The sequence below is a fragment of the Pseudomonas sp. 30_B genome (genome assembly GCF_017491605.1).
GTDB lineage: Bacteria > Pseudomonadota > Gammaproteobacteria > Pseudomonadales > Pseudomonadaceae > Pseudomonas.
This window is the reverse complement of sequence record NZ_JAFGYY010000032.1, coordinates 1-23211: the sequence shown is the minus strand read 5'-3', so window position 1 is coordinate 23211 and position 23211 is coordinate 1. Positions and strand designations below refer to the sequence as shown.

The window sequence follows — 23211 nt, the reverse complement described above, 5'->3', positions numbered from 1 at the left end:
ACACAGATGCCTCGCCGCAGACGTCACGAGGAACACGAGAATCACGAGCGCTGGCTGGTGTCCTACGCGGACTTCATCACCCTGCTGTTCGCCTTCTTCGTGGTGATGTACTCGATCTCCTCGATCAACCAGGGCAAATACAAGATCCTTTCGGAAACCCTGACCGGCGTGTTCAACCAGCCGGACCGCGCGGTCCGCCCGATCCCCATCGGCGAGGAGCGGCCACGCACCCAGCAGCCGGACCAGTCGCTGAACGAACCCATGGACGAGGGGCAGGCCGAGGGCAATCCGGATACCCTGCAGCAGATCGCCAGCAGCATGCGCGAGGCGTTCGGCGAACTGATCAAGAGCGACCAGGTGAGCGTGCGCGGCAACGAGTTCTGGATCGAGATCACTCTCAATTCCAGCCTGCTGTTCCCCAGCGGCGATGCGATCCCCAACGACACCGCGTTCACCATCGTCGAGAAGGTCGCCAGGATTCTGGCGCCTTACCGCAACCCGGTGCATGTCGAAGGCTTTACCGACAACGTGCCGATCCACAACAGCCAGTACCCGACCAACTGGGAACTGTCGGCCGCCCGCGCCGCGAGCATCGTGCGCATGCTCGCCCAGGACGGCCTGGATGCAGGCCGGTTGGCGGCGGTGGGCTATGGTGAATTCCAGCCGGTGGCGGACAATGCGACGGCGGAAGGCCGCGCCCGCAACCGCCGGGTGGTGCTGGTGATTTCCCGCAACCTCGAAGTACGCCGCGCCGTCAGCGGCGTGGGCAGCGGCAAGGCGCAGCCGGACCCGGCGTTGCGACATGCTGGCACGCAACCTGCACCAGTGGTTGCCAGCGAGGCGCCCGGCAGTGGCGCCGTCAAATCTTCGACATCGGCGGCAGGGGAGTGAAAATCATGGCGACCCTGAACCGATCCTGTGCCAGCGGGGAGTCAGCACTATGAAAGTCTGGGCGGTAGCCAACCAGAAAGGTGGCGTCGGCAAGACCACATCCTCCATCGCGTTGGCGGGCCTGTTGGCCGACGCCGGCAAGCGCGTGCTGATCGTCGACCTCGACCCGCACGGCTCGATGACCAGTTACTTCGGCCACGATCCGGACACCCTGGAGCACAGCGTGTTCGACCTGTTCCTGCACCAGGGCAACGTGCCCGAGGGGCTGCCGGAGTCGCTGCTGCTGCCGACCAGCCACGAGAACGTGCGCCTGCTGCCGTCGAGCACCGCGCTGGCCACCCTGGAGCGCCAGTCGCCGGGGCAGAACGGCCTGGGCCTGGTGATCGCCAAGAGCCTGGCGCAGCTGTGGAACCAGTTCGACCACGCGATCATCGACAGCCCGCCGCTGCTCGGGGTGCTGATGGTCAACGCGATGGCGGCCAGCCAGCACCTGGTGATCCCGGTGCAGACCGAGTTCCTCGCCCTGAAGGGGCTGGAGCGCATGGTCAACACCCTGAAGATGGTCAACCGCTCGCGCAAGCAGGCGTTGCCCTTCACCATCGTGCCGACCCTGTTCGACCGCCGCACCCAGGCGTCGCTCGGCGCGCTGCGGGTGCTGCGCGACACCTATCCCGACACGCTCTGGCAGGCATTCGTGCCGGTGGACACCAAGCTGCGCGACGCCAGCCGCCACGGTCTGGTGCCGTCGCGCAACGACGCCAACAGCCGGGGCGTGATCGCCTACCGCGCACTGCTCAAGCATCTGCTGGGGCAGGTGCCGGCGGCGCAGCAGGTGGCCTGAGCATGACGAGCAAGAATTTCCGACGAGAGTGTTCAAGTCTCGCCACCCGGCGGCCGATAGGCTGGAAAGTCCCTTTGCGCGGTCATCAACCATGACTCGTTCCGCTACCGCCACGCGTCCCCAGCTTGCGCTGCAGTCCTACCTGGATGCGCTGCTGCAGGATGCTTTCGAAGAGTTCGCAGACGCACCCGCGCCTGCGCCCGCACCCGAAGCGCCGGCGCCGGTTGCCCTGGCCAGCGTCGAACCGGTGGAGGCGGTCGTCGTCGAGCCGCAGCCGAGCCTGGTGGAGCCGCAGCGCGACAGCGTCAGCCTGGATGAATTCGAGGCCGCGGTATTCGAGGAGCAGGTGCGCGATGCCCGCCTGAACCTTGTCCGCGAGCCCGTGGCACGGACAGTCGAGCCCGAGCCCATGGCGCCGGAGCCCGAGGTACCGCCGCAGAGCGCGCAGGTCATCGAGCTGCGCCAGCCCGGCAGCGCCGAATTGCCGGCCGCGCCCCTGGCGCTGCTGGACGACGGCCGCCCGCTGTGGGCCGCCGAGCCGTTCGAGTGCCTGCTGTTCGACGTCGCCGGGCTCACCCTGGCGGTGCCGCTGGTCTGCCTGGGCTCGATCTATCCGCTGGCGGGCCACGACCTGACTCCGTTGTTTGGTCAGCCGGACTGGTTCCTCGGTATCCTGCCGGGCCAGACCGGCAACCTGAAGGTGCTGGACACCGCGCGCTGGGTGATGCCCGAGCGCTACCGCGACGACTATCGCGAAGGTTTGCAGTACGTGATTTCCGTGCAGGGCTACGAGTGGGGGCTGGCGGTGCACCAGGTCAGCCGCTCGATCCGCCTGGACCCGTCCGAGGTGAAGTGGCGCACCCAGCGCCAGCAGCGCCCGTGGCTGGCCGGCACGGTGATCGAACAGATGTGCGCGCTGCTGGACGTCTCGGCCCTGGCCGAGTTGATCGCCAGCGGCGCAACGCGGCGCCCTCAGCACTGAGTGCGCGCTGATCCATTTAACGAGAGCCACCATGCCGCCAGCGGCGTGGTTCGAAGAAGAGGCGAGGGGATATGAAGAAAACGTCAGCGCAGGGTGCCGAAGATCCGATTCTGCAGTGGGTCACCTTCCGCCTGGACAACGAGACCTACGGCATCAACGTGATGCAGGTCCAGGAAGTGCTGCGCTACACCGAGATCGCGCCGGTGCCCGGTGCCCCGAGCTACGTGCTGGGGATCATCAACCTGCGCGGCAACGTGGTGACCGTGATCGACACCCGCCAGCGCTTCGGCCTGGACCCGGCGCCGGTTTCGGACAACACCCGCATCGTCATCATCGAGGCGGACAAGCAGGTGGTGGGCATCCTGGTCGACAGCGTCGCCGAGGTAGTCTACCTGCGCCAGTCCGAAATCGAGACCGCGCCGAACGTCGGTAACGAAGAGTCGGCCAAGTTCATCCAGGGCGTGTGCAACAAGAACGGCGAGCTGCTGATCCTGGTCGAGCTGGACAAGATGATGACCGAGGAAGAGTGGTCGGAGCTGGAGAGCATCTGAGGTGCAGTTGATCGCACTGGCGTTGCTGGCCGTGGCCTGTATCGGTCTTGCGGTAGCCTGTGTCTGGCTGGCCGGGCGTCAGCGCGTCCAGCAGGCGCAGGCGGCGGCGCAGGCCGCGCAGGTCGAGGCGCTCGAACAGCGCCTGAAAGAGCTGGGCAAGCGTATCGAGTCGTACCAGCTGATCAATGTCCGCATGGGCGAGGAGCTGCGCGACCTGGGCAAGCAGCTCGCGCCGCTGCCCGAGCGCGTGACGCGCATGGAGCAGCGCGACCCTGCCAGCCTGTCGTACAGCCAGGCGGCGCGTCTGGTCGGCATGGGCGCTTCGGCCGCCGACCTGACCCAGAGCTGCGGGCTGTCCCAGGCCGAGGCCGAACTGGTCGCGCGCCTGCACCAGGGCAAGGAGCGCGAGTAGCGGTACGACGTCCGCGAGCGCGCCTGCGACTCGCCCGGACATCCTGCTCGACAACGGCGCAAGGCCGGTGCAACGTGAGCGTCCTTTGTCCGCGCCGATACCGATGAATCCTGCATTCCGCCGTGTCCACGGCGGCATAGTCAGTGCGGCCTGCGCTTGTCGTTGACTGTCCAGGGGATGGCACTGAGCCCCATGCACCGCCCGCACCTCGATTCGCGTCTTCCCGGCATCGTCTGCCTGCTGGTCACCGCCACGGGCTGGGCCATCAACTGGCCCGCCATGAAACTGCTGCTGGAGGTCTGGCCGCCGCTGTTCTCCCGGGGCCTGGCGGGGGTGATCGCCGCCGCCATACTGGTCGCCATCGCGGCGCTGCAGGGGCAACGGCTGATCCCTGGGCGCGAGGTGATGCCCCGGCTCGCTGCCGCCGCCTTTACCAACGTCTTCGCCTGGATGGGCTTTTCCACGCTGGCCATGAAATGGATCAACGTCAGCGAAGGCGTGCTGCTGGTCTATTCGATGCCGATCTGGGTCACGCTGCTGGCCTGGCCGCTGCGCGGCCTGCGCCCTACGGCGAGCGGCTTTGCCGCGCTGTTGCTGGGGCTGGCCGGCGTCACGGTGCTGCTGAGTGCCCACGGTCTCTCCATCGCCCCAGGGCAGGTCCTTGGCGTCGGCTTCGCGCTGGCCGCCGCCGTGCTGTTCGCCCTGGGCACTGTGCTCAATGGCGGCCCCTTCCCGCTGGCGCCGATCGTCTCGACGGCCTGGCAGGTCGGGCTGGGTTGCCTGCCGATGCTGGTGTTCGGCATCGCCTTCGAGCACCCGCGGCTGGATGCCCTGGGCCCCTCGTCGCTCGCTTGCATGGTCTACATGACGCTGGTGCCCATGGGCGTCTGCTACCTGACCTGGTTCGCGGCCCTGCAGCGCCTGCCGGCGTCCGTCGCGGCAACCGGCATGTTGCTGGTGCCGCTGCTGGGCGTACTGTCCGCCGCTGTCATGCTGGGCGACGCCATTGGTACGCGGGAAATCCTCGCGATGGTCCTGACTCTGAGCGGCGTGGCCCTGGTATTGAAGCGCCGCTGAGGATCGGCAGTCAGCTCGTTGTAGTCCATTTGCTACGTGCGTTTCGGACTTGTCTGATAAGAAAGCCTTCAGAACGCCGTTAGATTGGCCCCGTCGAAACTTCCGAGAGGGCCAACGATATGGCCGCCATTTCGCGACGGGCCATGGTGCTGTGTTCGCATCCGGGCCGCTTGCTGGACTACAGCGCACTGCTCAACCGCCTGGAGTTCTATCACCTGAGCCTGTGTCAGGACCTGGACGAGGTGCGCAAGGCGCTGTCCAGCCAGCAGCGCTACAGCCTGTTCATCCTTGACGATTTCGCGCCCGGTCCCGGCGAGCTGATGAGTCTGAAAACCCTCAGTCAGAGCAACGCCTTCCGCCAGTTCGTGCTGGCGGGGAACTACAGCGACCGGGAGAAGACCGGGTTGTACCAGTGGGCGTGGAAAAATCGCGTGCCGCTGCTGCAGGTGCTGGACAAGCCGCTGTCGCTGGCGCAACTGCGGGAGGTCGCCAATAGCCTGGTGGCCTACCACGGCGAGGACGAAAAGCCGATTCGCGCGTCGGTAAGCGAAATCCGCGACTATCAGGTATCCGGCGAGCCGCTGCGCTGTTCGGGGAGCTCCTGAGCGGCGTCAATCGGTCGCTGTGCCGGGACCGTCGAGCAATAGTGGGGTTTCATCCGTGGGCGGGGCGCCGTTCAGCGGGCTCTTGCCCTTCAGGTACCAGGCGAAGGCGATGATCTCGGCGATGGTGCGATAGAGCGCCTCGGGAATCGCCTTGCCCAGCTCCAGTCGCGCCAGCAGGCGCACCAGGTCGGCGTTCTCGTAGATCGGCACCTCATGGTGGCGGGCGATGGCGAGGATGGCTTCGGCCAGCTCGTCGTCGCCCTTGGCGGTGAGGGTCGGTGCCGTTTGCCCGTCGTAGTTGAGGGCGATGACCTGGCGCGGGGCCTTCTTCGGCTTGCTCATGCGGTTTCATCCACCCAGCGCTGTTCCACGGCGGTGCGCTTGCCCTGGGGCGGCTTGCCCTGGCTGCAGGACAGCTCGCCAACGGTGAGCCCGGCGTCGTTCAGGCGCTGGCGCAGGGTACCCAGTTCGCGGTCGATCAGGTTGGCGGTGCTGGCCCGCTCGGCCCACAGCTGGCTGGCGATGCTGCCGTGGGCGAGGGTGGCCTGGACCTGCAGTGGGCCCAGGGGGTCGAGGTCGAAGGCCAGCTCCACGCGCCAGAGTGTGTCGCGCTGCTGTTCGCGTTCGCTGGCCTGCCGTTCTTCCTGCTGGATACGCACCTGCAGTGGGACCAGATGCTGCTGTTGGCGCAGGGGGATTTCCATCTGCCAGGTGTTGAGCACGGTGCCGTCGGGCAGCACTTCGTTCTGCGACAGGCTGGACAGCTGGTGGGTCTGCAGGCGCGCCACCGCAGCGGCGGCGAGCTTGAGCAGGGATTCCAGGTCGCCGTCTTCTTCCAGTTGGTGCGCCAGGCGGCTGGGCAGCGGAAAGCCGATTGTCGGCGCGGTGCGCCCGCCAGTCTGGCCGAGCACGCCGAGGGCGTTGCGCACGAAGGCCGGCAGCGTTTGCGCCAGGTTGCTGGCGCCGGCCAGGGCATTGCCCGGTAGGTTGCCCAGCACCGAAGCGGCGGTGCCGTTCTGTGCCGGCAGCAATTGGGCGATCAGGCGCAGCAGGTTGGCCTTGAGGTCCTGCGGCAGGCCTTCGGCGCCGCGCAGCAGCTGGGCTTCGAGGAACACGCCGCTCTGCTGGATGGCCTGGGCCACGCCCTTGGCGCTGCCGAGTTGATGGGCATCGGGGAGGGCGGTGAGCAATTTATCCACAGCCTGGCGCAGCTCGGGGCTCAGCGCCTGGCCACGGCCGGCGCCCTGAAGGGCGTGGAACAGGCCTTCCAGCGAGCCTTGCCGGGTCTGCTGGCTGGTCAGTTGCTGGCTGAGGTCGAGCTGGTCGAGGCGGCTGGTCAGCGGCAGGAACTGCAGGGCCTGCTGGTCCTGCACCCGCGCGCTGAGCAGGCTGCCCAGCGGCAGCGGATGCGGCGATTCGAGGCTGAGCTGGCGCCCCGCCAGTGGCGTGTTCAGCAGGCTGACCAGCACCTTGTAGATGACCTGCTCGGCCTTGCCCTGGGCGATCAGCTGGCTGGCTTCGACCTTGCCCTGCAACAGGGTGCCCACCGGCAGCAGGTCGAGGTCCAGGCTTTCCAGAGGGGGCTGGCCGATCAGTGTCTGATTCGTCGTGGCCTGGTTCAGCAAGGTGGCGGCGAGGTTGGTCTGCGACAGCGCCGAGAGTTGCAGCGTGCTGCCTTGGGGCAGGGCCTGCGGGCTTTCCGCGCTGACCAGGGTCTGCTGTCCGCTGGCCAGCGTCAGGCGCAGCAGGAGCTGGAAGCTGACCTGGGTATCGCGTACCGCGACCACTTCGGCCTGGGCCTTTTCACCCGGCGGCAGCAGGTCGCCCAGGCTCTGCGCGAGCTTGAGGGTCAGCTCCGCAGCGCTTGCGGCGTTGCGTGAGGGGGGAGTGGGAGGGAGCGGGCGGGAGGCGCCAATTTCGCTCGGCATCGGGGACCTGGCTGGGCATGCGGGACGGGTTGACGCCCAGTGTATCGGCGCGTGCAGCAGGCACTTTAGACCGTCCGGCGGCGCCGGGTGCGCTGTTTTGACGTTACACCCTGTCGAAAAACCTGACGTCGGGCGTAGGAACGCCTGTGTATAATGCGCCGCCCGAGGCCGCGCTGGGCGGCCCGGGCGTTATGGCCGCATTTTTGCACCACTGAATGTTTTCTGCCCGACGGTTGCCGATGCCCTTGACCCATCCACTTCTCGAAACCGTTGCGCTCGCCTGCGAGCGCGACTGGCGCATGCTGTTCGAGCGTCTCGATTTGCGACTGGGCGCTGGCGAGATGCTACAGATCGTCGGCCCCAACGGCAGCGGCAAGACCAGCCTGCTGCGCCTGCTCAGCGGACTGATGCAGCCCACCGCGGGCGAGGTGCTGCTCAACGGCAAGCCGCTGGGCGAGCAGCGCGGCGAACTGGCGCGGCTGCTGCTGTGGATCGGTCACGCCGCCGGCATCAAGGGCCTGCTGACCGCCGAAGAGAATCTCGCCTGGCTCTGCGCCCTGCACCAGCCGGCCAGCCACGAAGCCATCTGGCAGGCCCTGGCCGCCGTCGGCCTGCGGGGTTTCGAAGACGTGCCCTGCCACACCCTGTCCGCCGGCCAGCAGCGCCGCGTGGCCCTGGCGCGCCTGTACCTGGATGCGCCGCCGCTGTGGATCCTCGACGAACCCTTCACCGCCCTCGACAAGCAGGGCGTGGCGCAGCTGGAAGAGCACCTCGCCGGGCATTGCGAGCGCGGCGGTCTGGTCGTGCTGACCACCCACCACACCCTGGAGCGGATGCCCTCCGGCTACCGGGCGCTTGATCTCGGCCAGCATGCGCGGGAGGTGGCGTCGCGATGAGCAACGTCTTCACCCTGCTGCTCGCCCGCGAGACCCGCCTGTTGTTCCGCCGTCCGGCGGAGCTGGCTAATCCTTTGGTCTTCTTTGCCATCGTCATCGCGCTGTTCCCATTGGCGGTGGGCCCCGAATCGGAGATGCTCAAGAACCTCTCGCCGGGCCTGGTCTGGGTCGCGGCGCTGCTGGCGGTACTGCTGTCGCTGGATGGCCTGTTCCGCAGCGATTTCGAGGATGGTTCCCTGGAACAGTGGGTCCTTTCGCCGCACCCCCTGCCACTTCTGGTTCTGGCCAAGGTGCTGGCACACTGGCTGATTTCCGGGCTGGCGCTTGTGCTGCTGTCCCCGCTGTTCGCCCTCATGCTGGGCCTGCCGGCGCGCTGCCTGCCGGACCTGCTGCTGTCGCTGCTGCTGGGTACGCCGGTATTGAGCCTGCTGGGCGCGGTGGGTGCGGCGCTGACAGTTGGGTTGAAGCGCGGCGGTCTGCTGCTGGCGCTGCTGATCCTGCCGCTGTACATACCGGTGCTGATCCTTGGCAGCGGCGCGCTGCAAGCCTCCCTGCAGGGCCTCCCGACCGCCGGGCACCTGTTGTGGTTGGCCAGCCTGACGGCGTTAGCATTGACGCTGACGCCCTTTGCCATCGCCGCCGGGCTGAAGATCAGCGTCGGCGAGTGAACGAACGATCGCCAGCCTGGGAAGCAGGATCGGCGACAGACTAGAGCTTTGCATTACAGAGCCTGATGATGAACTGGACTTGGTTTCACAAGCTTGGGTCGCCCAAGTGGTTCTACGAGATCAGCGGACGCTGGCTGCCCTGGTTCGCCGTCGCCGCGATCCTGCTGATGAGCGTCGGCATCGTCTGGGGCCTGGCTTTCGCGCCGCCGGACTACCAGCAGGGCAACAGCTTCCGCATCATCTATATCCACGTTCCGGCGGCGTTCCTCGCACAGTCCTGCTACGTCATGCTGGCGGTGGCCGGCGCCATCGGCCTGATCTGGAAGATGAAGATCGCCGACGTCGCCGTGCAGTGCGCCGCGCCCATCGGCGCCTGGATGACCTTCGTCGCGCTGGTCACCGGCGCCATCTGGGGCAAGCCGACCTGGGGCGCCTGGTGGGTGTGGGACGCGCGCCTGACCTCGATGCTGATCCTGCTGTTCCTCTATTTCGGCGTCATCGCCCTCGGCCAAGCGATCACCAACCGCGACAGCGCGGCCAAGGCCTGCGCGGTGCTGGCCATCGTCGGCGTGGTGAACATCCCGATCATCAAGTACTCGGTGGACTGGTGGAACACCCTGCACCAGCCGGCCACCTTCACCCTCACCGAGAAGCCGCCGATGCCGCCGGAGATGTGGATTCCGCTGCTGCTCATGGTCGCCGGCTTCTACTGCTTCTTCGCCGTGGTGCTCTTGATGCGCATGCGCCTGGAAGTGCTCAAGCGCGAAGCCCGTTCGAGCTGGGTCAAGGCTGAGGTGGAGCGCGCACTATGAGTTTCCAGTCCTTCGGTGATTTCCTCGCCATGGGTCACCATGGCCCTTATGTGTGGTCGGCCTACGCCATCAGCCTGGTGGTGCTGGCGATCAACGTCGCTTCGCCGCTGCTGGCGCGCCGGCGGTACCTGCAAGAAGAGGCGCGTCGTCTGCGCCGGGAGGCCAACAAGTGAATCCGGTTCGCAAGAAGCGCCTGTACATCGTCCTCGCCATCGTTGCCGGCGTGGGCGTGGCCGTCACCCTCGCGCTGTCGGCCCTGCAACAGAACATCAACCTGTTCTACACCCCGACCCAGATCGCCAACGGCGAGGCGCCGCACGACACCCGCATCCGCGCCGGCGGCATGGTGGAGAAGGGCTCGCTCAAGCGTTCGGCGGATTCGCTGGACGTGGAATTCGTGGTCACCGACTTCGCCAAGGAAGTCACGGTGAAGTACCGCGGCATCCTCCCGGACCTGTTCCGCGAAGGGCAGGGCATCGTCGCCCTGGGCAAGATCGACGGGAACGGCGTGCTGACCGCCGACGAAGTGCTGGCCAAGCACGACGAGAAATACATGCCGCCAGAAGTCACCAAGGCGCTCAAGGACAGCGGCAAGCTGGAGCACTACGAAGCCAGCCAGGGCGCCAACGGCGCGGCACAGCAGGGGAGCAACTGACATGGTTCCCGAACTCGGCCACCTCTCGCTGATCCTGGCGCTGTGCATGGCGCTGGTGATGTCCTTCTTCCCGCTGATCGGCGCCTGGCGCGGCGACCGCCAGTGGATGAGCCTGGCGCGTCCGGCCGCCTGGGGGCAGTTCACCTTCCTGGTGTTTTCCTTCGGCTGCCTGACCTGGGCCTTCCTCCACGATGATTTCTCGGTGGCCTACGTCGCCAGCAACTCCAACAGCGCGCTGCCCTGGTACTACAAGTTCAGCGCCGTGTGGGGCGCCCACGAAGGCTCGCTGCTGCTCTGGGCGCTGATCCTCGGCGGCTGGACTTTCGCCGTGTCGGTGTTCTCCCGCCAGTTGCCGGAAGTGATGCTGGCCCGCGTCCTGGCGGTGATGGGCATGATCAGCACCGGCTTCCTGCTGTTCCTGATCATCACCTCCAACCCGTTCAGCCGCCTGCTGCCGCAGGTGCCGTCCGACGGCAACGACTTGAACCCGCTGCTGCAGGACCCCGGCCTGATCATTCACCCGCCGATGCTCTACATGGGCTACGTGGGCTTCTCGGTGGCCTTCGCCTTCGCCATCGCCGCGCTGCTCGGCGGCCGCCTCGACGCGGCCTGGGCGCGCTGGTCGCGCCCCTGGACCCTGGTGGCCTGGACCTTCCTCGGCGTCGGCATCGTGCTCGGCTCCTGGTGGGCCTACTACGAACTGGGCTGGGGCGGCTGGTGGTTCTGGGACCCGGTGGAAAACGCCTCCTTCATGCCCTGGCTGGTGGGCACCGCGCTGATCCACTCGCTGGCGGTGACCGAGAAGCGCGGCGTGTTCAAGAGCTGGACCGTGCTGCTGGCCATCGCGGCCTTCTCGCTGAGCCTGCTGGGCACCTTCCTGGTCCGCTCCGGCGTGCTGACCTCGGTGCATGCCTTCGCCTCCGACCCCGAGCGTGGCGTGTTCATCCTGGCCTTCCTGCTGGTGGTGGTCGGCGGCTCGCTGACCCTGTTCGCCCTGCGTGCGCCGGTGGTCAAGAGCCAGGTCGGCTTCGCCCTGTGGTCCCGCGAGACCCTGCTGCTGCTGAACAACCTGGTGCTGGTGGTGACCGCCTCGATGATCCTGCTGGGCACCCTCTACCCGCTGGTGCTCGACGCCATCAGCGGCGCCAAGCTGTCGGTCGGCCCGCCGTACTTCAACGCGCTGTTCGTGCCGCTGATGTCGATCCTGATGCTGGCCCTGGCGGTCGGCGTGCTGGTGCGCTGGAAGGACACCCCGACCCGCTGGCTGCGCGGCATGCTCACCCCGGTGCTGATCGGCACCCTGGTGCTGGGAGTGCTCGGCAGCTTCCTCTACGGCGAGCTGCACTGGGAAGTGCTGGGCGTATTCCTGCTGGCCGCCTGGGTGGTGCTGGCCGGCGTGCGCGACTTCTTCGACAAGGTCCGCCACAAGGGCGTGATCGCCGGTGCCGCGGGCCTGAATCGCAGCTACTGGGGCATGCAACTGGCGCACCTGGGGATTGCCGTGTGCGCCATCGGCGTGGTGCTCACCAGCCAGTTCAGCGCCCAGCGCGACCTGCGCATGGCGCCGGGCGAGTCGGTGGAGCTGGCCGGCTATCAGTTCCGTTTCGAGGGCACTCATCACTTCGAGGGGCCGAACTTCACCTCCGACAAGGGCACCATCCGGGTGATCCGCGACGGCTCCGAAGTCACCGTGTTGCACCCGGAGAAGCGCCTGTACAGCGTGCAGAGCTCGATGATGACCGAGGCCGGTATCCACGGCAGCCTGACCCGCGACCTCTACGTCGCCCTGGGTGAGCCGCTGGACAATGGCGCCTGGGCCGTGCGGGTGCACATCAAACCGTTCGTGCGCTTCATCTGGCTGGGCGGCCTGCTGATGGCCCTGGGCGGCGTGCTGGCGGCGCTCGACGGCCGCTACCGCCTGAAAGTGAAAACACGTGTACGCGAGGCCCTGGGCCTTGCCGGACAGGGAGCCTGAGTGTGAAGCGTGCGATCCTGCTGTTGCCCCTGGCGATCTTCCTGGTCGTCGCGGTATTCCTCTTCCGTGGCCTGTGGCTGGACCCCAGCGAGCTGCCCTCGGCGTTGATCGGCAAGCCGTTCCCGGCGTTCTCGCTGCCCAGCGTCACCGAGCCGGGCAAGACCTACACCGAGGCTGACCTCAAGGGCAAGCCGGCGCTGGTCAACGTCTGGGGCACCTGGTGCCCGACCTGCCGCTTCGAGCACCCGGTGCTCACCGACCTCGCCGCCAAGGGCGTGGTGATCTACGGCATCAACTACAAGGACGATGCCGTCGCCGCGCAGAAGTGGCTCAAGGAACTGCACAACCCCTACCTGCTGAACATCGCCGACGCCACCGGCACCCTGGGCGTGGACCTGGGCGTGTACGGCGCGCCGGAGACCTACATCATCGACAAGGACGGCATCATCCGCCACAAGCTGGTCGGCGCCGTCGACGAGAAGGTCTGGCGCGAACAGCTGGCGCCGATCTACCAGGGGCTGGTGGACGAGGCGCAGGGCAAATGAAGCGACTGCTTGCCGCCGCTGCGCTGGGCCTGACCCTCACCGGCATCGCCCATGCGGCCATCGACACCTACGAGTTCGCCAACGATGCCGAGCGCCAGCGCTTCCGCGACCTGACCACTGAACTGCGCTGCCCCAAGTGCCAGAACCAGGACATCGCCGACTCCAACGCGCCGATTGCCGCCGACCTGCGCAAGCAGATCTACGCCCAGCTGCAGCAGGGCAAGAGCAACCAGCAGATCGTCGACTACATGGTCGACCGCTACGGCGAGTTCGTGCGCTACAAGCCCGAGGTCAGCGAGCGCACCTGGCTGCTCTGGTTCGGCCCGGCGGCCTTCCTGCTGCTGGGTGTGGGCGTGATCGGCGTCATCGTCGCCCGTCGCCGCCGCCCGGCTGCCGCCACCTCCACCACGCTGTCCGCCGAGGAGCAGGCGCGTCTCGACCAATTGCTGGATAACCAAGACAAATGATCGACTTCTGGCTCGCCGCCGGCCTGCTGTTGCTGGTGGCCCTGGCATTCCTCCTCGTCCCTCTGCTGCGCGGCCGTCGTGCCCAGGCCGAGGAAGACCGCACCGCCCTCAACGTCGCCCTGTACCAGGAGCGCCTGGCCGAGCTGACCGCCCAGCGTGATGCCGGTACCCTCGACGATGCCCAGCTTGACGCCGGCCGTGCCGAGGCCGCCCGCGAGCTGCTGGCCGATACCGAAGGCACCGCCGAGGACCGCCGTTCCCGCCTCGGCCGCGCCGCGCCGCTGATCGTGGTGCTGGTGCTGCCGTTCCTCGCCCTCGGCCTCTACCTGCACTGGGGCTCCAGCGATAAGGTGGCCCTGGCCCGCGAATTCGCCACCGCGCCGCACTCGATGGAAGAAATGACCACCCGCCTGGAGCGCGCGGTAAAGGCCCAGCCGGACTCCGCCGAAGGCTGGTACTTCCTTGGCCGCACCTACATGACCCAGAATCGCGCCGCCGACGCCGCCAAGGCCTTCGAGCAGGCCGCACGCCTTTCCGGCCGCCAGCCGGAAGTCCTCGGCCAGTGGGCCCAGGCGTTGTACTTCGCCGGCAACAAGGCGCTGACCCCTGAGGTGCGCGGCCTGGCCGACGAGGCGCTGAAGAAGGACCCGCAGGAAGTCACCACCCTCGGCCTGCTCGGCATCGCCGCCTTCGAGGATGAGAAATACGCCGACGCGGTCAACTACTGGGGCCGCCTGGTTGCCGTGCTGCCGCAGGACGACCCATCCCGCGAGGCGATCGCAGGTGGCATCGAGCGTGCCCGCCAGCGCATGATCGAGAAGGGCCAGACGCCGCCGGAAGCGCCGGTTGCGGCCGCTACCGCCGGGGTGACGCTGAAGGTTAAGGTCGACCTCTCCGCCGCCGTGAAGGGGCAAGTCAAGCCGGACGACAGCGTATTCGTCTTCGCCCGCGCCGTGAGCGGCCCGCCGATGCCGCTGGCGGTGAAGCGCCTGAAGGTTTCCGACCTGCCCACTGAAGTGGCGCTCAGCGACGCCGATGCGATGATGCCGCAGCTCAAGCTCTCGGCCTTCCCGCAGGTGCAACTGGTGGCGCGGGTTTCCCGTGCTGGCAATGCGACGGCCGGGGAGTGGATCGGACGCACCGAAGCGTTGTCTACTGCCCAGGCTGGCGAGCAGGCAGTGACCATCGACAGCCCGGACCAGCGCTGAAACGGATAGGAGAGGGTAGGGTGATGAAGGTTAGACTGCTGGCGCTGAGCGCCTTGCTGGTACTGGGTGGCTGCGTGGTGCAACCGCCGCAGCCGGAGGAGCCATCGGAGTATCCGTCGCGGCCGACCACCACGCCGACGCAGCCGGGTACCACGACCACCAAGCCGCCGGTCAAGTCGTCGTCCTCGCCGATCACCCCGCAGCCGAACAAGCAGCAGTCCACCTCCAGGCATCCGCCCCAGTTTGCCCCGCCGCCCGGTGGCAAGGGCCGCTGGGATGCCAGCCTGGGCGTCTACGTGATGCAGGGACAGAAGGATACCTACTACCGCCAGCGCACCTACTACCACTGGGATAACGGCTGGTACTGGAGCGTCGCTCCCCAGGGGCCCTGGACCGAAACCGACAGCAGCGGCGTGCCGCCGGGGCTGACCCGCAAGTACAGCGCGCCGTAAGGTCTCCTGCACAATTTTGTCCGCGGACACCCTCATCGGAGTTGCGGACAGGCGCCGTTCTTACACGGCTTTCGTAGGAGCGGACTTTGTCCGCGATGCTTTTGCTTGGGTGTCCAGCGCCGCTTCGGCGTGTGCTGAGAGATTTTGTTTCGCCCCCTCGGGCGACCTTCTTTGGCAGACGCCCCAAAGAAGGCAAAGGTCTTGCCCCATCATCCGGCCCCAGCTTCGCTGAGGTTCCCTCGCTCCATCGAAGTTTCAGGGGCACGCGTCGACGGGCCATCCCTGGCCCGACGACGCTCTCGCGGCATCCATGCCGCTCAACCCCTGAAACTCCGACTCCACTCGGCCTCCTGAAGGGGCGCTCCGGTGTGTGCGGATATTTCTCTGGAAGTCCTCAAGAGCTAAAGCCTGAACAAAGCGCCCGGCGTGCGCTGGACTAGCTCCTGTAGGAGCGGACCTTGTCCGCGAAATCCATCGCGGCGGAAGGCAATACCACCGGAAAAAACACCTCGGCATGACGCCAGAGCCCATAGGACCGGAGGCGACGCCCAGTCCTTGCTAGCGAACACTGGCTGATCGCGGACGGAGTCCGCTCCTACGTAGGCGGGATACGCGGGTATTCCCCTGTTGGAAGGGAGCCATCCGCAATGATTTCGCGGACAAGGTCCACTCCTACGAAGAGCTGCTCGGGTGGGAAGGGAGTCAAGGGTGCTCGCCCGTCAATCAAACGTCCCCATCTGCGCCCCCACCTCGATCAGCTCCACCCGGTTGCGCCCGCTGGCCTTGGCCCGGTACAGCGCCTTGTCCGCCGCCGCGTAAAGCCCCTCGTAGGTGCCCGGCACGCCCGCCTCCAGACAGGCGATGCCGAAGCTCGCGGTGAGATACAACAGGCCGCCCTTCATGGGCAGCGCGGTTTCCTCCAGCAGCTTGCGGACCTTCTCGGCAATGCTGCGCGCCTGCGCCTGGCCGGTGTCGGGCAACAGCAGCAGGAATTCCTCCCCACCCAGCCGCGCCACGCTGTCGCCGCTGCGGGTGTAATTGCGCAGCAGTTGGGCGGTATGGCGGATCACCTCGTCGCCCAGCGGGTGGCCATAGCGGTCGTTGATGAATTTGAAATGATCCAGGTCCACCATCAGCAGGCTGACCGGCGCCGGCTGCCGGGATACCCGAGCCAGTTCCATGCTCACCAACTGGTCGAACTGGCGCCGGTTGAATAGCCCGGTCAACGGATCATGCCCGGCGAGGTATTCCAGCTGGCGGTTCTTTTCCTCCAGCTCCAGTCGCTGCTGACGGAGGAACTGGCGCTGGCGCAGGTTGCGGATGTGGCCGTGCCAGAGGATCAGCGAGAGGATCAGGCCGATACCGCAGATGGTCAGCCCGCCCATCTGGTTGGACAGGCGCAGCTCAGGGCTCGCCTGGGTCAGCATCATCGTCACCTCGAAGATACTGAGGGCGAGGATGTAGAGCGTGATCGCATGGCGCGGGCGCATCAGGATGATCAGGGCCGCGCCGACCGCTCCCATCAGGAAAGGCGTGATGCTACTGGTGACCTGCTGGTCCGCGCCGGTGATGGCGATGCCGAAGCCGAGCAGGATGGCGCTGGCCAGCAGGCTCAGGAGTTTCATGAACCACAGCGGCGAATTGCGCTGGGGGCGCGAGGCGAGCCAGGCAAGCAGGCCCAGGGCGCTGAACAGCAGGGCTACCGTGGCATGGATGCGGATGATGTCCAGGCGCCAGCCGTCGTGGTCCGGGCTGGAACCCTGCAGGTTGAGCCAGAACACCAGGATATGGATGAGATCGAAAACCACGGCGAAAGCCGCGGCGAAATACAGCCGCCGCAGGTTTTCCAGGGCGACCGGCTGCTCCATCGCGTCATTGACCGCGACGGAATGTTGCAGCTGTTGGAGCCATGTCCTGGACACGATTGCCGCCTCTCCCGAGCGCGTGCGGGCAGTTGGAGCATAGACAGCGGTGATGGCAGTGTCGTGGCAGGTTGGAAAGAAGTGTTCAGGTTGTGAGCGGCTGCCCACTGCGGCTACCTTCGAAACGTCGCTATAGCCGCAACTATCCGTCTCTGATCATTGTCGGATTCGCCTGCTGCGGGCATAGTCCGCCCCCCTGGATGCTGAAGGAATCGGTCATGAACAGAGTGCAACGCCTGCCGGTGGAAGAGGGCCTGGATGCCGAGCGGGCCCTGCTGGACGATGCCTTTCGTGGCGAGCGGGACAGCGGGCTGCTGTTCTGGCGCCCGCTCCAGCAGGCTCTGGTGATGCCGCGCCGGCTCAGCCGGCTGGACGGTTTCAGCGCGGCGGAGCAGGTCTGCGCCGGGCTGGGCTGGCCCATTGCGTTGCGCGACACCGGCGGCGAGCCGGTGCCGCAATCGCCCGCCGTGCTCAATGTCGCCCTGGTCTACGCGATTCCGTCCACCGACAACGAACAGACACGCATCGAAACCGCCTATCAGCGCCTCTGCCAGCCACTCTGCGACTGGCTTGCCGCACTGGGCCTCGATCCGGGCCTGGGCGAGGTGGACGGCGCCTTCTGCGATGGCCGCTACAACGTCAACCTGTCCGGGCGAAAACTGGTCGGCACCGCCCAGCGCTGGCGCCGCCGGCCCAGCGACGGCCGTTACGTGGTGCTCGCCCATGGCGCGATCCTGATGGAAAACCAGCGTGAGCCGATGGTCGAGGTGGTGAATGCCTTCTACCAGCACTGTGGCCTCGACGCGCGCTGCCGCGCCGCCAGCCATGTGGCGCTGGATGAGCGTCACGCGCAGCCTTGGGGCCAGGTGGATGCGCTGGCCGGGCAGTTCCAGCGCCATCTGCTGGCCGAGGGCGTGGCTCTGGATGTCTGATTCGAAGGCAGCCTGATTTGAACGACATGGGTGGATTTTCGCTTCGCCCCAACCCTTCCAAGGAGTCTTGATACATGGAACATGGGACGAACTACCTGCAGTCGGCAGTGGTCTTCCTGCTCGCTGCGGTATTCATGGTGCCGCTGGCCAAGCGCATGCAGCTGGGGGCCGTGCTCGGCTACCTGCTCGCCGGCGTGTTCATCGGGCCCTCGCTGCTGGGGCTGATCGACAACCCGGAGAGTGTCGCCAGCCTGTCCGAGCTGGGCGTGGTGCTGCTGCTGTTCATCATCGGCCTGGAGCTCTCGCCCAAGCGCCTGTGGGTGATGCGCAAGCAGGTGTTCGGCGTGGGCCTGGCCCAGGTGCTGCTCACCGCCCTGGCGCTGGGTAGCCTCGGTGTGCTGGCCTTCGATCTGCCGGTGAACGCCGCCGTGGTGATCGGTGGCGGCCTGGCGCTGTCGTCCACCGCCTTCGGCCTGCAGATCCTCGCCGAGCGCAAGGAGCTGAACAGCGCCTATGGCCGCCTGGCCTTTGCCATCCTGCTGTTCCAGGACATCGCGGCGATCCCGCTGATCGCCATGATCCCGCTGCTGGGCGCGCGCGCCGATTCGGCGGCGGCCGGCGGTGACCTGGCCCATGTCATGGAAGTGGTTGGCAGCATCGCTGTGGTGGTGATCGGCGGGCGCTTCCTGTTGCGTCCGGTGTTCCGCTCGGTGGCGCGTACCGGCCAGGCCGACCTGTCGACCGCCACCGCGCTGCTGGTGGTGGTGGGCACCGCCTGGCTGATGGAAGAGGCGGGCGTATCCATGGGCCTGGGCGCCTTCCTCGCCGGCCTGCTGCTGGCCGACTCGGAATACCGCCACGAACTGGAAGCGCAGATCGAGCCGTTCAAGGGGCTGCTGCTGGGGCTGTTCTTCATCAGCGTCGGCATGAGCGCCGACCTCAGCCTGCTGCAGAGCGAGCCGCTGCGGGTGATCGGCCTGACCCTGCTGCTGGTGGGCATCAAGCTGCCGCTGCTGTTCCTCATCGGCCGTCTGGCCGGAGGCCTGGACAAGGTCTCGGCGATACGCCTGGGCGTGCTGCTGGGTGCCGGCGGCGAGTTCGCCTTCGTGGTGTTCAAGCTGGCGCGGGCCCAGGGCCTGATGGATGGCGACCTGCATGCGCTGCTGGTGCTGGGGATTACCCTGTCGATGGCGATGACGCCGCTGCTGGTGCTGGCCCTGGCGCGCGGCATCAAGCCCAAGCCGGCGGTCCTGCGCGAGCCGCCGCCGGAGTACCGCCAGTTGCCCGATGACGCGCCGCGCGTGGTGATCGCCGGCATGGGCCGGATGGGCCAGGTGGTCGCCCGTATCATGCGCGCCCAGGGCGTGCCCTTCGTGGCGCTGGACACCTCGGTGGACACCATCGAGCTGACCCGCAGCTACGGCAATATTCCGATCTTCTACGGTGATCCGCTACGCCCGGAAATCCTCCGCGCCGCCCAGGTGGAAAAGGCCGAGTTCTTCGTGGTCGCCACCGACGATCCGCAGACCAACATCGAGACCGCACGGCTGGTGCGCAAGCTCTACCCGCACATCAAGGTCATCGGTCGGGCGCGCAACCGCCAGCACGTCTACCACCTGCTCGACGCCGACGCGACGCCGGTGCGCGAGACCTTCCATTCCAGCCTGGAAATGAGCCGTTTGCTGCTCACCGGCCTGGGGCTGAGCGAGGAACAGGTGGCCGCGCGCATCCGCCGCTTCAAGCGTCACGACGAGGCGGTGCTGATGGCCCAGTACCGTGTCTACGACGACGAGAAGGCGGTAATCCAGACTGCCCGCGAGGCGCGCAAGGAACTGGAAACCCTGTTCGAGGCCGACCACCTGGAAGACCAGGGTATCGGCCATCACTGACGGCCCGGAAGCGCTGGGGAATTCTGCGACGCCCTGGCGCATCGCCGCTTTGCCGGGGGCGGGCGTTGTCCGTGTCAGGGCTGTGGTGCGGAAGGTCAGGTCGGTCGATGCAGTCGGCCTGGCAGTAGAGAGGGGATGCCTCGAAGGCTGAGTCAGGCTGCTTCGGCCAGTACCGGCTTATGTTCCACCACCACGGCGCGCGGCTTGCGAACCACCGGCCGGCGGCGTTCGGGAATGCTGATCGGCTGGCCGGGCGAGCGCAGGGTCAATACGGCGATGACACTTAGCAGCACCACGGTGGCCAGGACCACGCTGGCCAGGACGACATAGAGCAGCAGCTCCACCAGGGAGCCAACCAGCAGCAGGAAGTCCAGTACGATTTGCATGATTCGATCCTCTTTCGGGCCGTGGGCGACTGTCGCGGGTGGTGGGTTCGCCCCTGCGGCCTGGAAGAGGGGCCGGCGAATCGGATTCCAGCGAGCTGATGGGGCGAAGATGCCGCGCGGGCCGGGCAAAGAGAACTGAAAGCGCCTGCTGTTCACTATCGACGCCATCGATAGCAGCGCAAAACGGCGTGCCAGAGCGGCTCCCCGCGTTGCGCGGGGAGCCTTGGACCATGGTCGATAGTCCTTTAGAAGCGCTCGCCCGGCTGTAGATAGCGCCAGTTGCCGACCGGCAGCTTGGCCATGGCCACGCCGCCCAGGCGGATGCGACGGATCGATTCGACGCGCAACCCGGCTTCCCGGCACAGCTTGCCGATCAGCCCCGGACGCACCTGCTTGCCGGCGATGCGCAGACGATTCTCGCTCTGCCAACTGGCTTTCAGCGGCAGGCCCTGGGCCAACTGCTTCAGGCCATGGGCGTCCAGCTCGCCGCTGACCTCGATCACGTACTCGTGCTCGACGCGGGCGGCATCGTCCATCAGCTTGCGGATCACGCCGAAGTTCTGGGTGAACACCAGCAGGCCGCTGGCGCCGTCTTCCAGCGGGGTGGTCGGGCGCTGCTGGCGCAAATGCTTGCGCAGCAGGCGCTGCGTGGAGGGATCGTCGCTCCAGCGCTGTTCCTCCCGCAGCAACGCCACGGCGTCCTCGACGCTGTAGCCGGCGGGCTTGTGCAGCAGCAAGGTCATCGGCGGCAGGGGCTCGGGCAGGGCGCCGGGCAGCAGCTCGATGCGCTGGTTGTCGACCTTGAACTGCGGCTCCTCCACCGTCACGCCATCCACGGTCACCCAGCCGCCTTCGATGTACAGCTCGGCTTCGCGGCGCGAACAGGGCAGCAGCTCGGCGAGGCGCTTGGACAGGCGGATGGGTTCGGACATGACGGGAGACCGGGGCAGGAAAAGGGCCACCATTGTAACCGCAAGCCATCGGAATGATCCGAACTCCTACCGGTCAGACCCTAATGACGGACGGGGAGCGAGGCGATGCAGATAACCCTGATCGATGGTCTGCACTGGGATGTGGACGAACTCGGCAGCGGTGGCCTGATCAACCGCCGCGGCGACAAGGTGCACCTGCGCCAGGGCGACATGGACGGCGCCTGCGGCCCCTATTGCCTGGTGATGGCAATGCTGGCGCGCAACCAGTTGGGGCGCCGCCAGGCCAAGGGGCTGGCGCCGGTGGATTCGCGCACACGCTACGGCCGCCTGATGCAGGCGCTGGAGCGACGCGAACCACTGATCCGCGTTGGCACCACGGGCGACGACCTGCTGGAGCTGCTACGGGTGATCAGCGACAAGGAGTTCCGCGTGGAACGCGGCAGCGGCCGGCGCATGGTCGAGCGGACCCGCCAGCACCTGGCGGCGAACATCCCGGTGGTACTGGGGTTCCACGGCCGCAAGGACAGCGACATCCGCCATTGGGGGCTGGCCGTGGGCATGAGCGAGGAGGCGTTCTTCCTCCTCGACCCGGCCCACGACCTGCAGCGCGGCCTGGCGTGGAATGCGGTGCTCACTGCCCGCGCCAACGGTTCGCGGTTCGGTTACCGCTATCTCAATCCCAAGGGCACCTGGGCGGTGACGCTCAAGGAAATGGTCGCGCTGCTCTGAGAGGGCTTCAGGGCGTCGGGGCGGCGGGCGGCTCGGGCTGCGTCTCGCGCTCACGTACCCAGGACATGAACAGCTCGTAGCCCAGGGCCAGGACCACCGGGCCGACGAACAGTCCGATGATGCCGTTGCTGAGCATGCCGCCCAATGCGCCGATGAGGATCACGGCCATCGGTACCTTGCTGCCGCGGCCGAACATCAGGGGCTTGAGCACGTTGTCGCTGAGGCCGCCGATGACGGTCCAGACGGTGAACAGGATACTCACCAGCAGCGAGTCGCCGGTCATGAACACATAGATGATCGCCGGCAGGGTGATCAGCACCACCGGCAGCTGGGTGATGCCCAGCAGCAGCACGCCCAGGGCCAGCAGGCCGGCGCCGGGGATGCCCATGACGATGAAGCCCAGGCCCAGGAACAGCGTCTGGATGAACGCCACGCCCACCACGCCCTGGGCCACCGCGCGGATGGTTGCGGTGCACAACTCGGCCAGCCCCGGACCGCGTTCCAGGTTGGAGATGCGGATGGCGATGTCGCAGGCGGTGCGGCTGCCCAGCTTGCCGTAGGCCATGATCACGCCGGCGATGACGAAGGCGGCGAGGAACTGCATCAGCCCCATGCCGACGCCCGCCGCCTGGCCGGCGATCTTCTTCGCCACGCCCTGCAGGTGCGGGGCCAGTTGCTGCGCAACGCCCATGAAGTCGGTGGCGACGCGATGCCAGAACGGATAGACGTACTGCCCGATCACCGGCCAGTTCTGCACCGAATCCGGTGGCAGCGGAACATGCAGGGTACGGTTCTGGATGGCCTGCACCAGGTCGCGCACGGACTCGGCCATGGACAGGCCGATCACCACCACCGGCACCAGCAGGATCACCAGGCCCAGCAGCACGATCACCGTCGCCGCGCTGTTCGGCCGGTCGCCCATGGCGTGGCTGATCATCTGGTGCAGCGGGTAAAGAGTGATGGCGAGGATCACCGACCAGAGCATCAGGTCGAGGAACGGGTGGAAAATGCGGAAGCAGAAGAGGGCCAGCAGCAGAATCAGGCCGGCGCGGATGAGCACATCCAGCAGGTTGCGGGACAGCAGCTTTTCCGGGGGCGTGGGTAGCATCGCGAACTCCTTGCGGCGGTGGCCGGGGCGGCCAGGTCCAAACTATTGGCGGACTCTGCCCGAGAGCAAGGCGCGGAGGCAATAAAAGATGTCGGGAATGATGCGGGAGCGTGCAGAGGAGGGAAACGGGCAGCCTGCCGGAGCCGGCAGGCTTGCCGAAAAGGGGGTTACTTCTTGCCGAGGCTGATGTGGCGGCTCGGTGCGCCGTAGTTCTGACCGGTCACGCCCTTGGCGATCTGCTGGATCTCGCCGCCGGACTTCAGGAAGGCGGCTACCTGGTCTGCCAGCGCTTCGCTGGTGGCGGTGGCGGCGGGGGCCTTGGGGGCGGCTTTCTGGCGGGTGGAGGGC

At 67.0% G+C, this 23211-nt stretch carries 27 protein-coding genes; 20 read left to right on the top strand and 7 right to left on the bottom strand.

Annotated elements, in window-relative coordinates; all coding sequences use genetic code 11:
* Positions 1–6 precede the first annotated feature (6 nt).
* The 7 genes from motD (at position 7) to J5M67_RS24700 (ending at position 5359) form a co-directional block, all read left to right on the top strand.
* On the top strand, positions 7–891 hold the full coding sequence (motD, locus tag J5M67_RS24730; RefSeq protein ID WP_207888068.1) for a flagellar motor protein MotD: 885 nt from the start codon (positions 7–9) through the stop codon (positions 889–891).
* Positions 892–940: 49 nt separating this feature from the next.
* Entirely contained in the window at positions 941–1732 is a 792-nt protein-coding gene (locus J5M67_RS24725; protein ID WP_207888067.1) for a ParA family protein, read from the top strand.
* Between the two features lie 91 nt (positions 1733–1823).
* Positions 1824–2714 carry a CheW domain-containing protein gene (locus J5M67_RS24720; RefSeq protein ID WP_207888066.1) on the top strand — a complete coding sequence of 297 codons (891 nt, stop codon included), beginning with the start codon at positions 1824–1826 and terminating at the stop codon, positions 2712–2714.
* Positions 2715–2785: 71 nt separating this feature from the next.
* Positions 2786–3265, top strand: coding sequence for a chemotaxis protein CheW (locus J5M67_RS24715; RefSeq protein WP_015476565.1), 480 nt, complete (start codon positions 2786–2788; stop codon positions 3263–3265).
* A gap of 1 nt (position 3266) precedes the next feature.
* On the top strand, positions 3267–3677 hold the full coding sequence (locus J5M67_RS24710; protein WP_207888065.1) for a DUF2802 domain-containing protein: 411 nt from the start codon (positions 3267–3269) through the stop codon (positions 3675–3677).
* Positions 3678–3869: 192 nt separating this feature from the next.
* Entirely contained in the window at positions 3870–4754 is an 885-nt protein-coding gene (locus J5M67_RS24705; RefSeq protein WP_243434864.1) for a DMT family transporter, read from the top strand.
* 119 nt (positions 4755–4873) lie between these two features.
* On the top strand, positions 4874–5359 hold the full coding sequence (locus tag J5M67_RS24700) for a hypothetical protein (RefSeq protein WP_243434863.1): 486 nt from the start codon (positions 4874–4876) through the stop codon (positions 5357–5359).
* 6 nt (positions 5360–5365) lie between these two features.
* On the opposite strand, the gene J5M67_RS24695 is transcribed toward J5M67_RS24700, so the two are convergent.
* Both J5M67_RS24695 and J5M67_RS24690 read right to left on the bottom strand, forming a co-directional pair.
* The gene (locus tag J5M67_RS24695; RefSeq protein WP_207888063.1) at positions 5366–5701 is read right to left on the bottom strand and encodes an EscU/YscU/HrcU family type III secretion system export apparatus switch protein; all 336 of its coding nucleotides are present in this window, start codon (positions 5699–5701) and stop codon (positions 5366–5368) included.
* Positions 5698–7287 carry a flagellar hook-length control protein FliK gene (locus tag J5M67_RS24690; protein ID WP_207888062.1) on the bottom strand — a complete coding sequence of 530 codons (1590 nt, stop codon included), beginning with the start codon at positions 7285–7287 and terminating at the stop codon, positions 5698–5700. Before J5M67_RS24690 ends, J5M67_RS24695 begins: the two co-directional genes overlap by 4 nt.
* A gap of 239 nt (positions 7288–7526) precedes the next feature.
* Here J5M67_RS24690 and ccmA point away from each other — a divergent pair, with 239 nt between their 5' ends.
* The 10 genes from ccmA (at position 7527) to J5M67_RS24640 (ending at position 14965) form a co-directional block, all read left to right on the top strand.
* Entirely contained in the window at positions 7527–8183 is a 657-nt protein-coding gene (gene ccmA / locus J5M67_RS24685) for a cytochrome c biogenesis heme-transporting ATPase CcmA (protein ID WP_207888061.1), read from the top strand.
* A complete protein-coding gene (gene ccmB / locus J5M67_RS24680; RefSeq protein ID WP_207888060.1) occupies positions 8180–8851 on the top strand; it encodes a heme exporter protein CcmB in 672 nt (223 codons plus the stop codon). Before ccmA ends, ccmB begins: the two co-directional genes overlap by 4 nt.
* Before the next feature lie 65 nt (positions 8852–8916).
* A complete protein-coding gene (locus tag J5M67_RS24675; RefSeq protein WP_207888059.1) occupies positions 8917–9663 on the top strand; it encodes a heme ABC transporter permease in 747 nt (248 codons plus the stop codon).
* Positions 9660–9836, top strand: coding sequence for a heme exporter protein CcmD (gene ccmD / locus J5M67_RS24670; RefSeq protein WP_207888058.1), 177 nt, complete (start codon positions 9660–9662; stop codon positions 9834–9836). Before J5M67_RS24675 ends, ccmD begins: the two co-directional genes overlap by 4 nt.
* The gene (ccmE, locus tag J5M67_RS24665; protein ID WP_152222048.1) at positions 9833–10318 is read left to right on the top strand and encodes a cytochrome c maturation protein CcmE; all 486 of its coding nucleotides are present in this window, start codon (positions 9833–9835) and stop codon (positions 10316–10318) included. The genes ccmD and ccmE overlap by 4 nt, the downstream gene beginning before the upstream one ends.
* 1 nt (position 10319) lies before the next feature.
* Positions 10320–12293, top strand: coding sequence for a heme lyase CcmF/NrfE family subunit (locus J5M67_RS24660; protein ID WP_207888057.1), 1974 nt, complete (start codon positions 10320–10322; stop codon positions 12291–12293).
* A gap of 2 nt (positions 12294–12295) precedes the next feature.
* The gene (dsbE, locus tag J5M67_RS24655; protein ID WP_207888056.1) at positions 12296–12838 is read left to right on the top strand and encodes a thiol:disulfide interchange protein DsbE; all 543 of its coding nucleotides are present in this window, start codon (positions 12296–12298) and stop codon (positions 12836–12838) included.
* Entirely contained in the window at positions 12835–13305 is a 471-nt protein-coding gene (locus J5M67_RS24650) for a cytochrome c-type biogenesis protein (protein ID WP_207888055.1), read from the top strand. Before dsbE ends, J5M67_RS24650 begins: the two co-directional genes overlap by 4 nt.
* Positions 13302–14513 (top strand): c-type cytochrome biogenesis protein CcmI, encoded by a 1212-nt coding sequence (gene ccmI / locus J5M67_RS24645; RefSeq protein ID WP_207888054.1) that lies wholly within the window; start codon positions 13302–13304, stop codon positions 14511–14513. Before J5M67_RS24650 ends, ccmI begins: the two co-directional genes overlap by 4 nt.
* Positions 14514–14536: 23 nt before the next feature.
* The gene (locus J5M67_RS24640) at positions 14537–14965 is read left to right on the top strand and encodes a hypothetical protein (protein ID WP_207888053.1); all 429 of its coding nucleotides are present in this window, start codon (positions 14537–14539) and stop codon (positions 14963–14965) included.
* A gap of 719 nt (positions 14966–15684) precedes the next feature.
* Here the strand turns inward: J5M67_RS24640 and J5M67_RS24635 are convergent.
* Positions 15685–16887 carry a GGDEF domain-containing protein gene (locus J5M67_RS24635; RefSeq protein ID WP_207888052.1) on the bottom strand — a complete coding sequence of 401 codons (1203 nt, stop codon included), beginning with the start codon at positions 16885–16887 and terminating at the stop codon, positions 15685–15687.
* Between the two features lie 218 nt (positions 16888–17105).
* Between J5M67_RS24635 and J5M67_RS24630 the strand changes: the two genes are divergently transcribed.
* Both J5M67_RS24630 and J5M67_RS24625 read left to right on the top strand, forming a co-directional pair.
* The gene (locus J5M67_RS24630) at positions 17106–17819 is read left to right on the top strand and encodes a lipoate--protein ligase family protein (RefSeq protein WP_207888051.1); all 714 of its coding nucleotides are present in this window, start codon (positions 17106–17108) and stop codon (positions 17817–17819) included.
* Positions 17820–17893: 74 nt separating this feature from the next.
* The gene (locus J5M67_RS24625) at positions 17894–19708 is read left to right on the top strand and encodes a monovalent cation:proton antiporter-2 (CPA2) family protein (RefSeq protein ID WP_207888050.1); all 1815 of its coding nucleotides are present in this window, start codon (positions 17894–17896) and stop codon (positions 19706–19708) included.
* Between the two features lie 152 nt (positions 19709–19860).
* Here the strand turns inward: J5M67_RS24625 and J5M67_RS24620 are convergent, their stop codons facing one another.
* On the bottom strand, positions 19861–20094 hold the full coding sequence (locus J5M67_RS24620; protein WP_207888049.1) for a hypothetical protein: 234 nt from the start codon (positions 20092–20094) through the stop codon (positions 19861–19863).
* 245 nt (positions 20095–20339) lie between these two features.
* Positions 20340–21026, bottom strand: coding sequence for an RNA pseudouridine synthase (locus tag J5M67_RS24615; RefSeq protein ID WP_207888048.1), 687 nt, complete (start codon positions 21024–21026; stop codon positions 20340–20342).
* 105 nt (positions 21027–21131) lie between these two features.
* Between J5M67_RS24615 and J5M67_RS24610 the strand changes: the two genes are divergently transcribed.
* A complete protein-coding gene (locus J5M67_RS24610; RefSeq protein ID WP_207888047.1) occupies positions 21132–21755 on the top strand; it encodes a hypothetical protein in 624 nt (207 codons plus the stop codon).
* Between the two features lie 7 nt (positions 21756–21762).
* On the opposite strand, the gene J5M67_RS24605 is transcribed toward J5M67_RS24610, so the two are convergent.
* Both J5M67_RS24605 and J5M67_RS24600 read right to left on the bottom strand, forming a co-directional pair.
* Positions 21763–22863, bottom strand: a complete 1101-nt coding sequence (locus J5M67_RS24605; protein ID WP_207888046.1) for an AI-2E family transporter — start codon at positions 22861–22863, stop codon at positions 21763–21765.
* 167 nt (positions 22864–23030) lie between these two features.
* A partial coding sequence (locus tag J5M67_RS24600) for a hypothetical protein (RefSeq protein ID WP_207888045.1) occupies positions 23031–23211 on the bottom strand: 181 nt, incomplete at its 5' end.

Coding starts and splice junctions, on each gene's coding strand:
- motD (WP_207888068.1), top strand. CDS start 7: ATGCCTCGCCGCAGACGTCACGAGGAACACGAGAATCACGAGCGCTGG.
- J5M67_RS24725 (WP_207888067.1), top strand. CDS start 941: ATGAAAGTCTGGGCGGTAGCCAACCAGAAAGGTGGCGTCGGCAAGACC.
- J5M67_RS24720 (WP_207888066.1), top strand. CDS start 1,824: ATGACTCGTTCCGCTACCGCCACGCGTCCCCAGCTTGCGCTGCAGTCC.
- J5M67_RS24715 (WP_015476565.1), top strand. CDS start 2,786: ATGAAGAAAACGTCAGCGCAGGGTGCCGAAGATCCGATTCTGCAGTGG.
- J5M67_RS24705 (WP_243434864.1), top strand. CDS start 3,870: ATGCACCGCCCGCACCTCGATTCGCGTCTTCCCGGCATCGTCTGCCTG.
- J5M67_RS24700 (WP_243434863.1), top strand. CDS start 4,874: ATGGCCGCCATTTCGCGACGGGCCATGGTGCTGTGTTCGCATCCGGGC.
- J5M67_RS24695 (WP_207888063.1), bottom strand. CDS start 5,701: ATGAGCAAGCCGAAGAAGGCCCCGCGCCAGGTCATCGCCCTCAACTAC.
- J5M67_RS24690 (WP_207888062.1), bottom strand. CDS start 7,287: ATGCCGAGCGAAATTGGCGCCTCCCGCCCGCTCCCTCCCACTCCCCCC.
- ccmA (WP_207888061.1), top strand. CDS start 7,527: ATGCCCTTGACCCATCCACTTCTCGAAACCGTTGCGCTCGCCTGCGAG.
- ccmB (WP_207888060.1), top strand. CDS start 8,180: ATGAGCAACGTCTTCACCCTGCTGCTCGCCCGCGAGACCCGCCTGTTG.
- J5M67_RS24675 (WP_207888059.1), top strand. CDS start 8,917: ATGATGAACTGGACTTGGTTTCACAAGCTTGGGTCGCCCAAGTGGTTC.
- ccmD (WP_207888058.1), top strand. CDS start 9,660: ATGAGTTTCCAGTCCTTCGGTGATTTCCTCGCCATGGGTCACCATGGC.
- J5M67_RS24660 (WP_207888057.1), top strand. CDS start 10,320: ATGGTTCCCGAACTCGGCCACCTCTCGCTGATCCTGGCGCTGTGCATG.
- J5M67_RS24650 (WP_207888055.1), top strand. CDS start 12,835: ATGAAGCGACTGCTTGCCGCCGCTGCGCTGGGCCTGACCCTCACCGGC.
- ccmI (WP_207888054.1), top strand. CDS start 13,302: ATGATCGACTTCTGGCTCGCCGCCGGCCTGCTGTTGCTGGTGGCCCTG.
- J5M67_RS24640 (WP_207888053.1), top strand. CDS start 14,537: ATGAAGGTTAGACTGCTGGCGCTGAGCGCCTTGCTGGTACTGGGTGGC.
- J5M67_RS24630 (WP_207888051.1), top strand. CDS start 17,106: ATGAACAGAGTGCAACGCCTGCCGGTGGAAGAGGGCCTGGATGCCGAG.
- J5M67_RS24625 (WP_207888050.1), top strand. CDS start 17,894: ATGGAACATGGGACGAACTACCTGCAGTCGGCAGTGGTCTTCCTGCTC.
- J5M67_RS24620 (WP_207888049.1), bottom strand. CDS start 20,094: ATGCAAATCGTACTGGACTTCCTGCTGCTGGTTGGCTCCCTGGTGGAG.
- J5M67_RS24615 (WP_207888048.1), bottom strand. CDS start 21,026: ATGTCCGAACCCATCCGCCTGTCCAAGCGCCTCGCCGAGCTGCTGCCC.
- J5M67_RS24610 (WP_207888047.1), top strand. CDS start 21,132: ATGCAGATAACCCTGATCGATGGTCTGCACTGGGATGTGGACGAACTC.
- J5M67_RS24605 (WP_207888046.1), bottom strand. CDS start 22,863: ATGCTACCCACGCCCCCGGAAAAGCTGCTGTCCCGCAACCTGCTGGAT.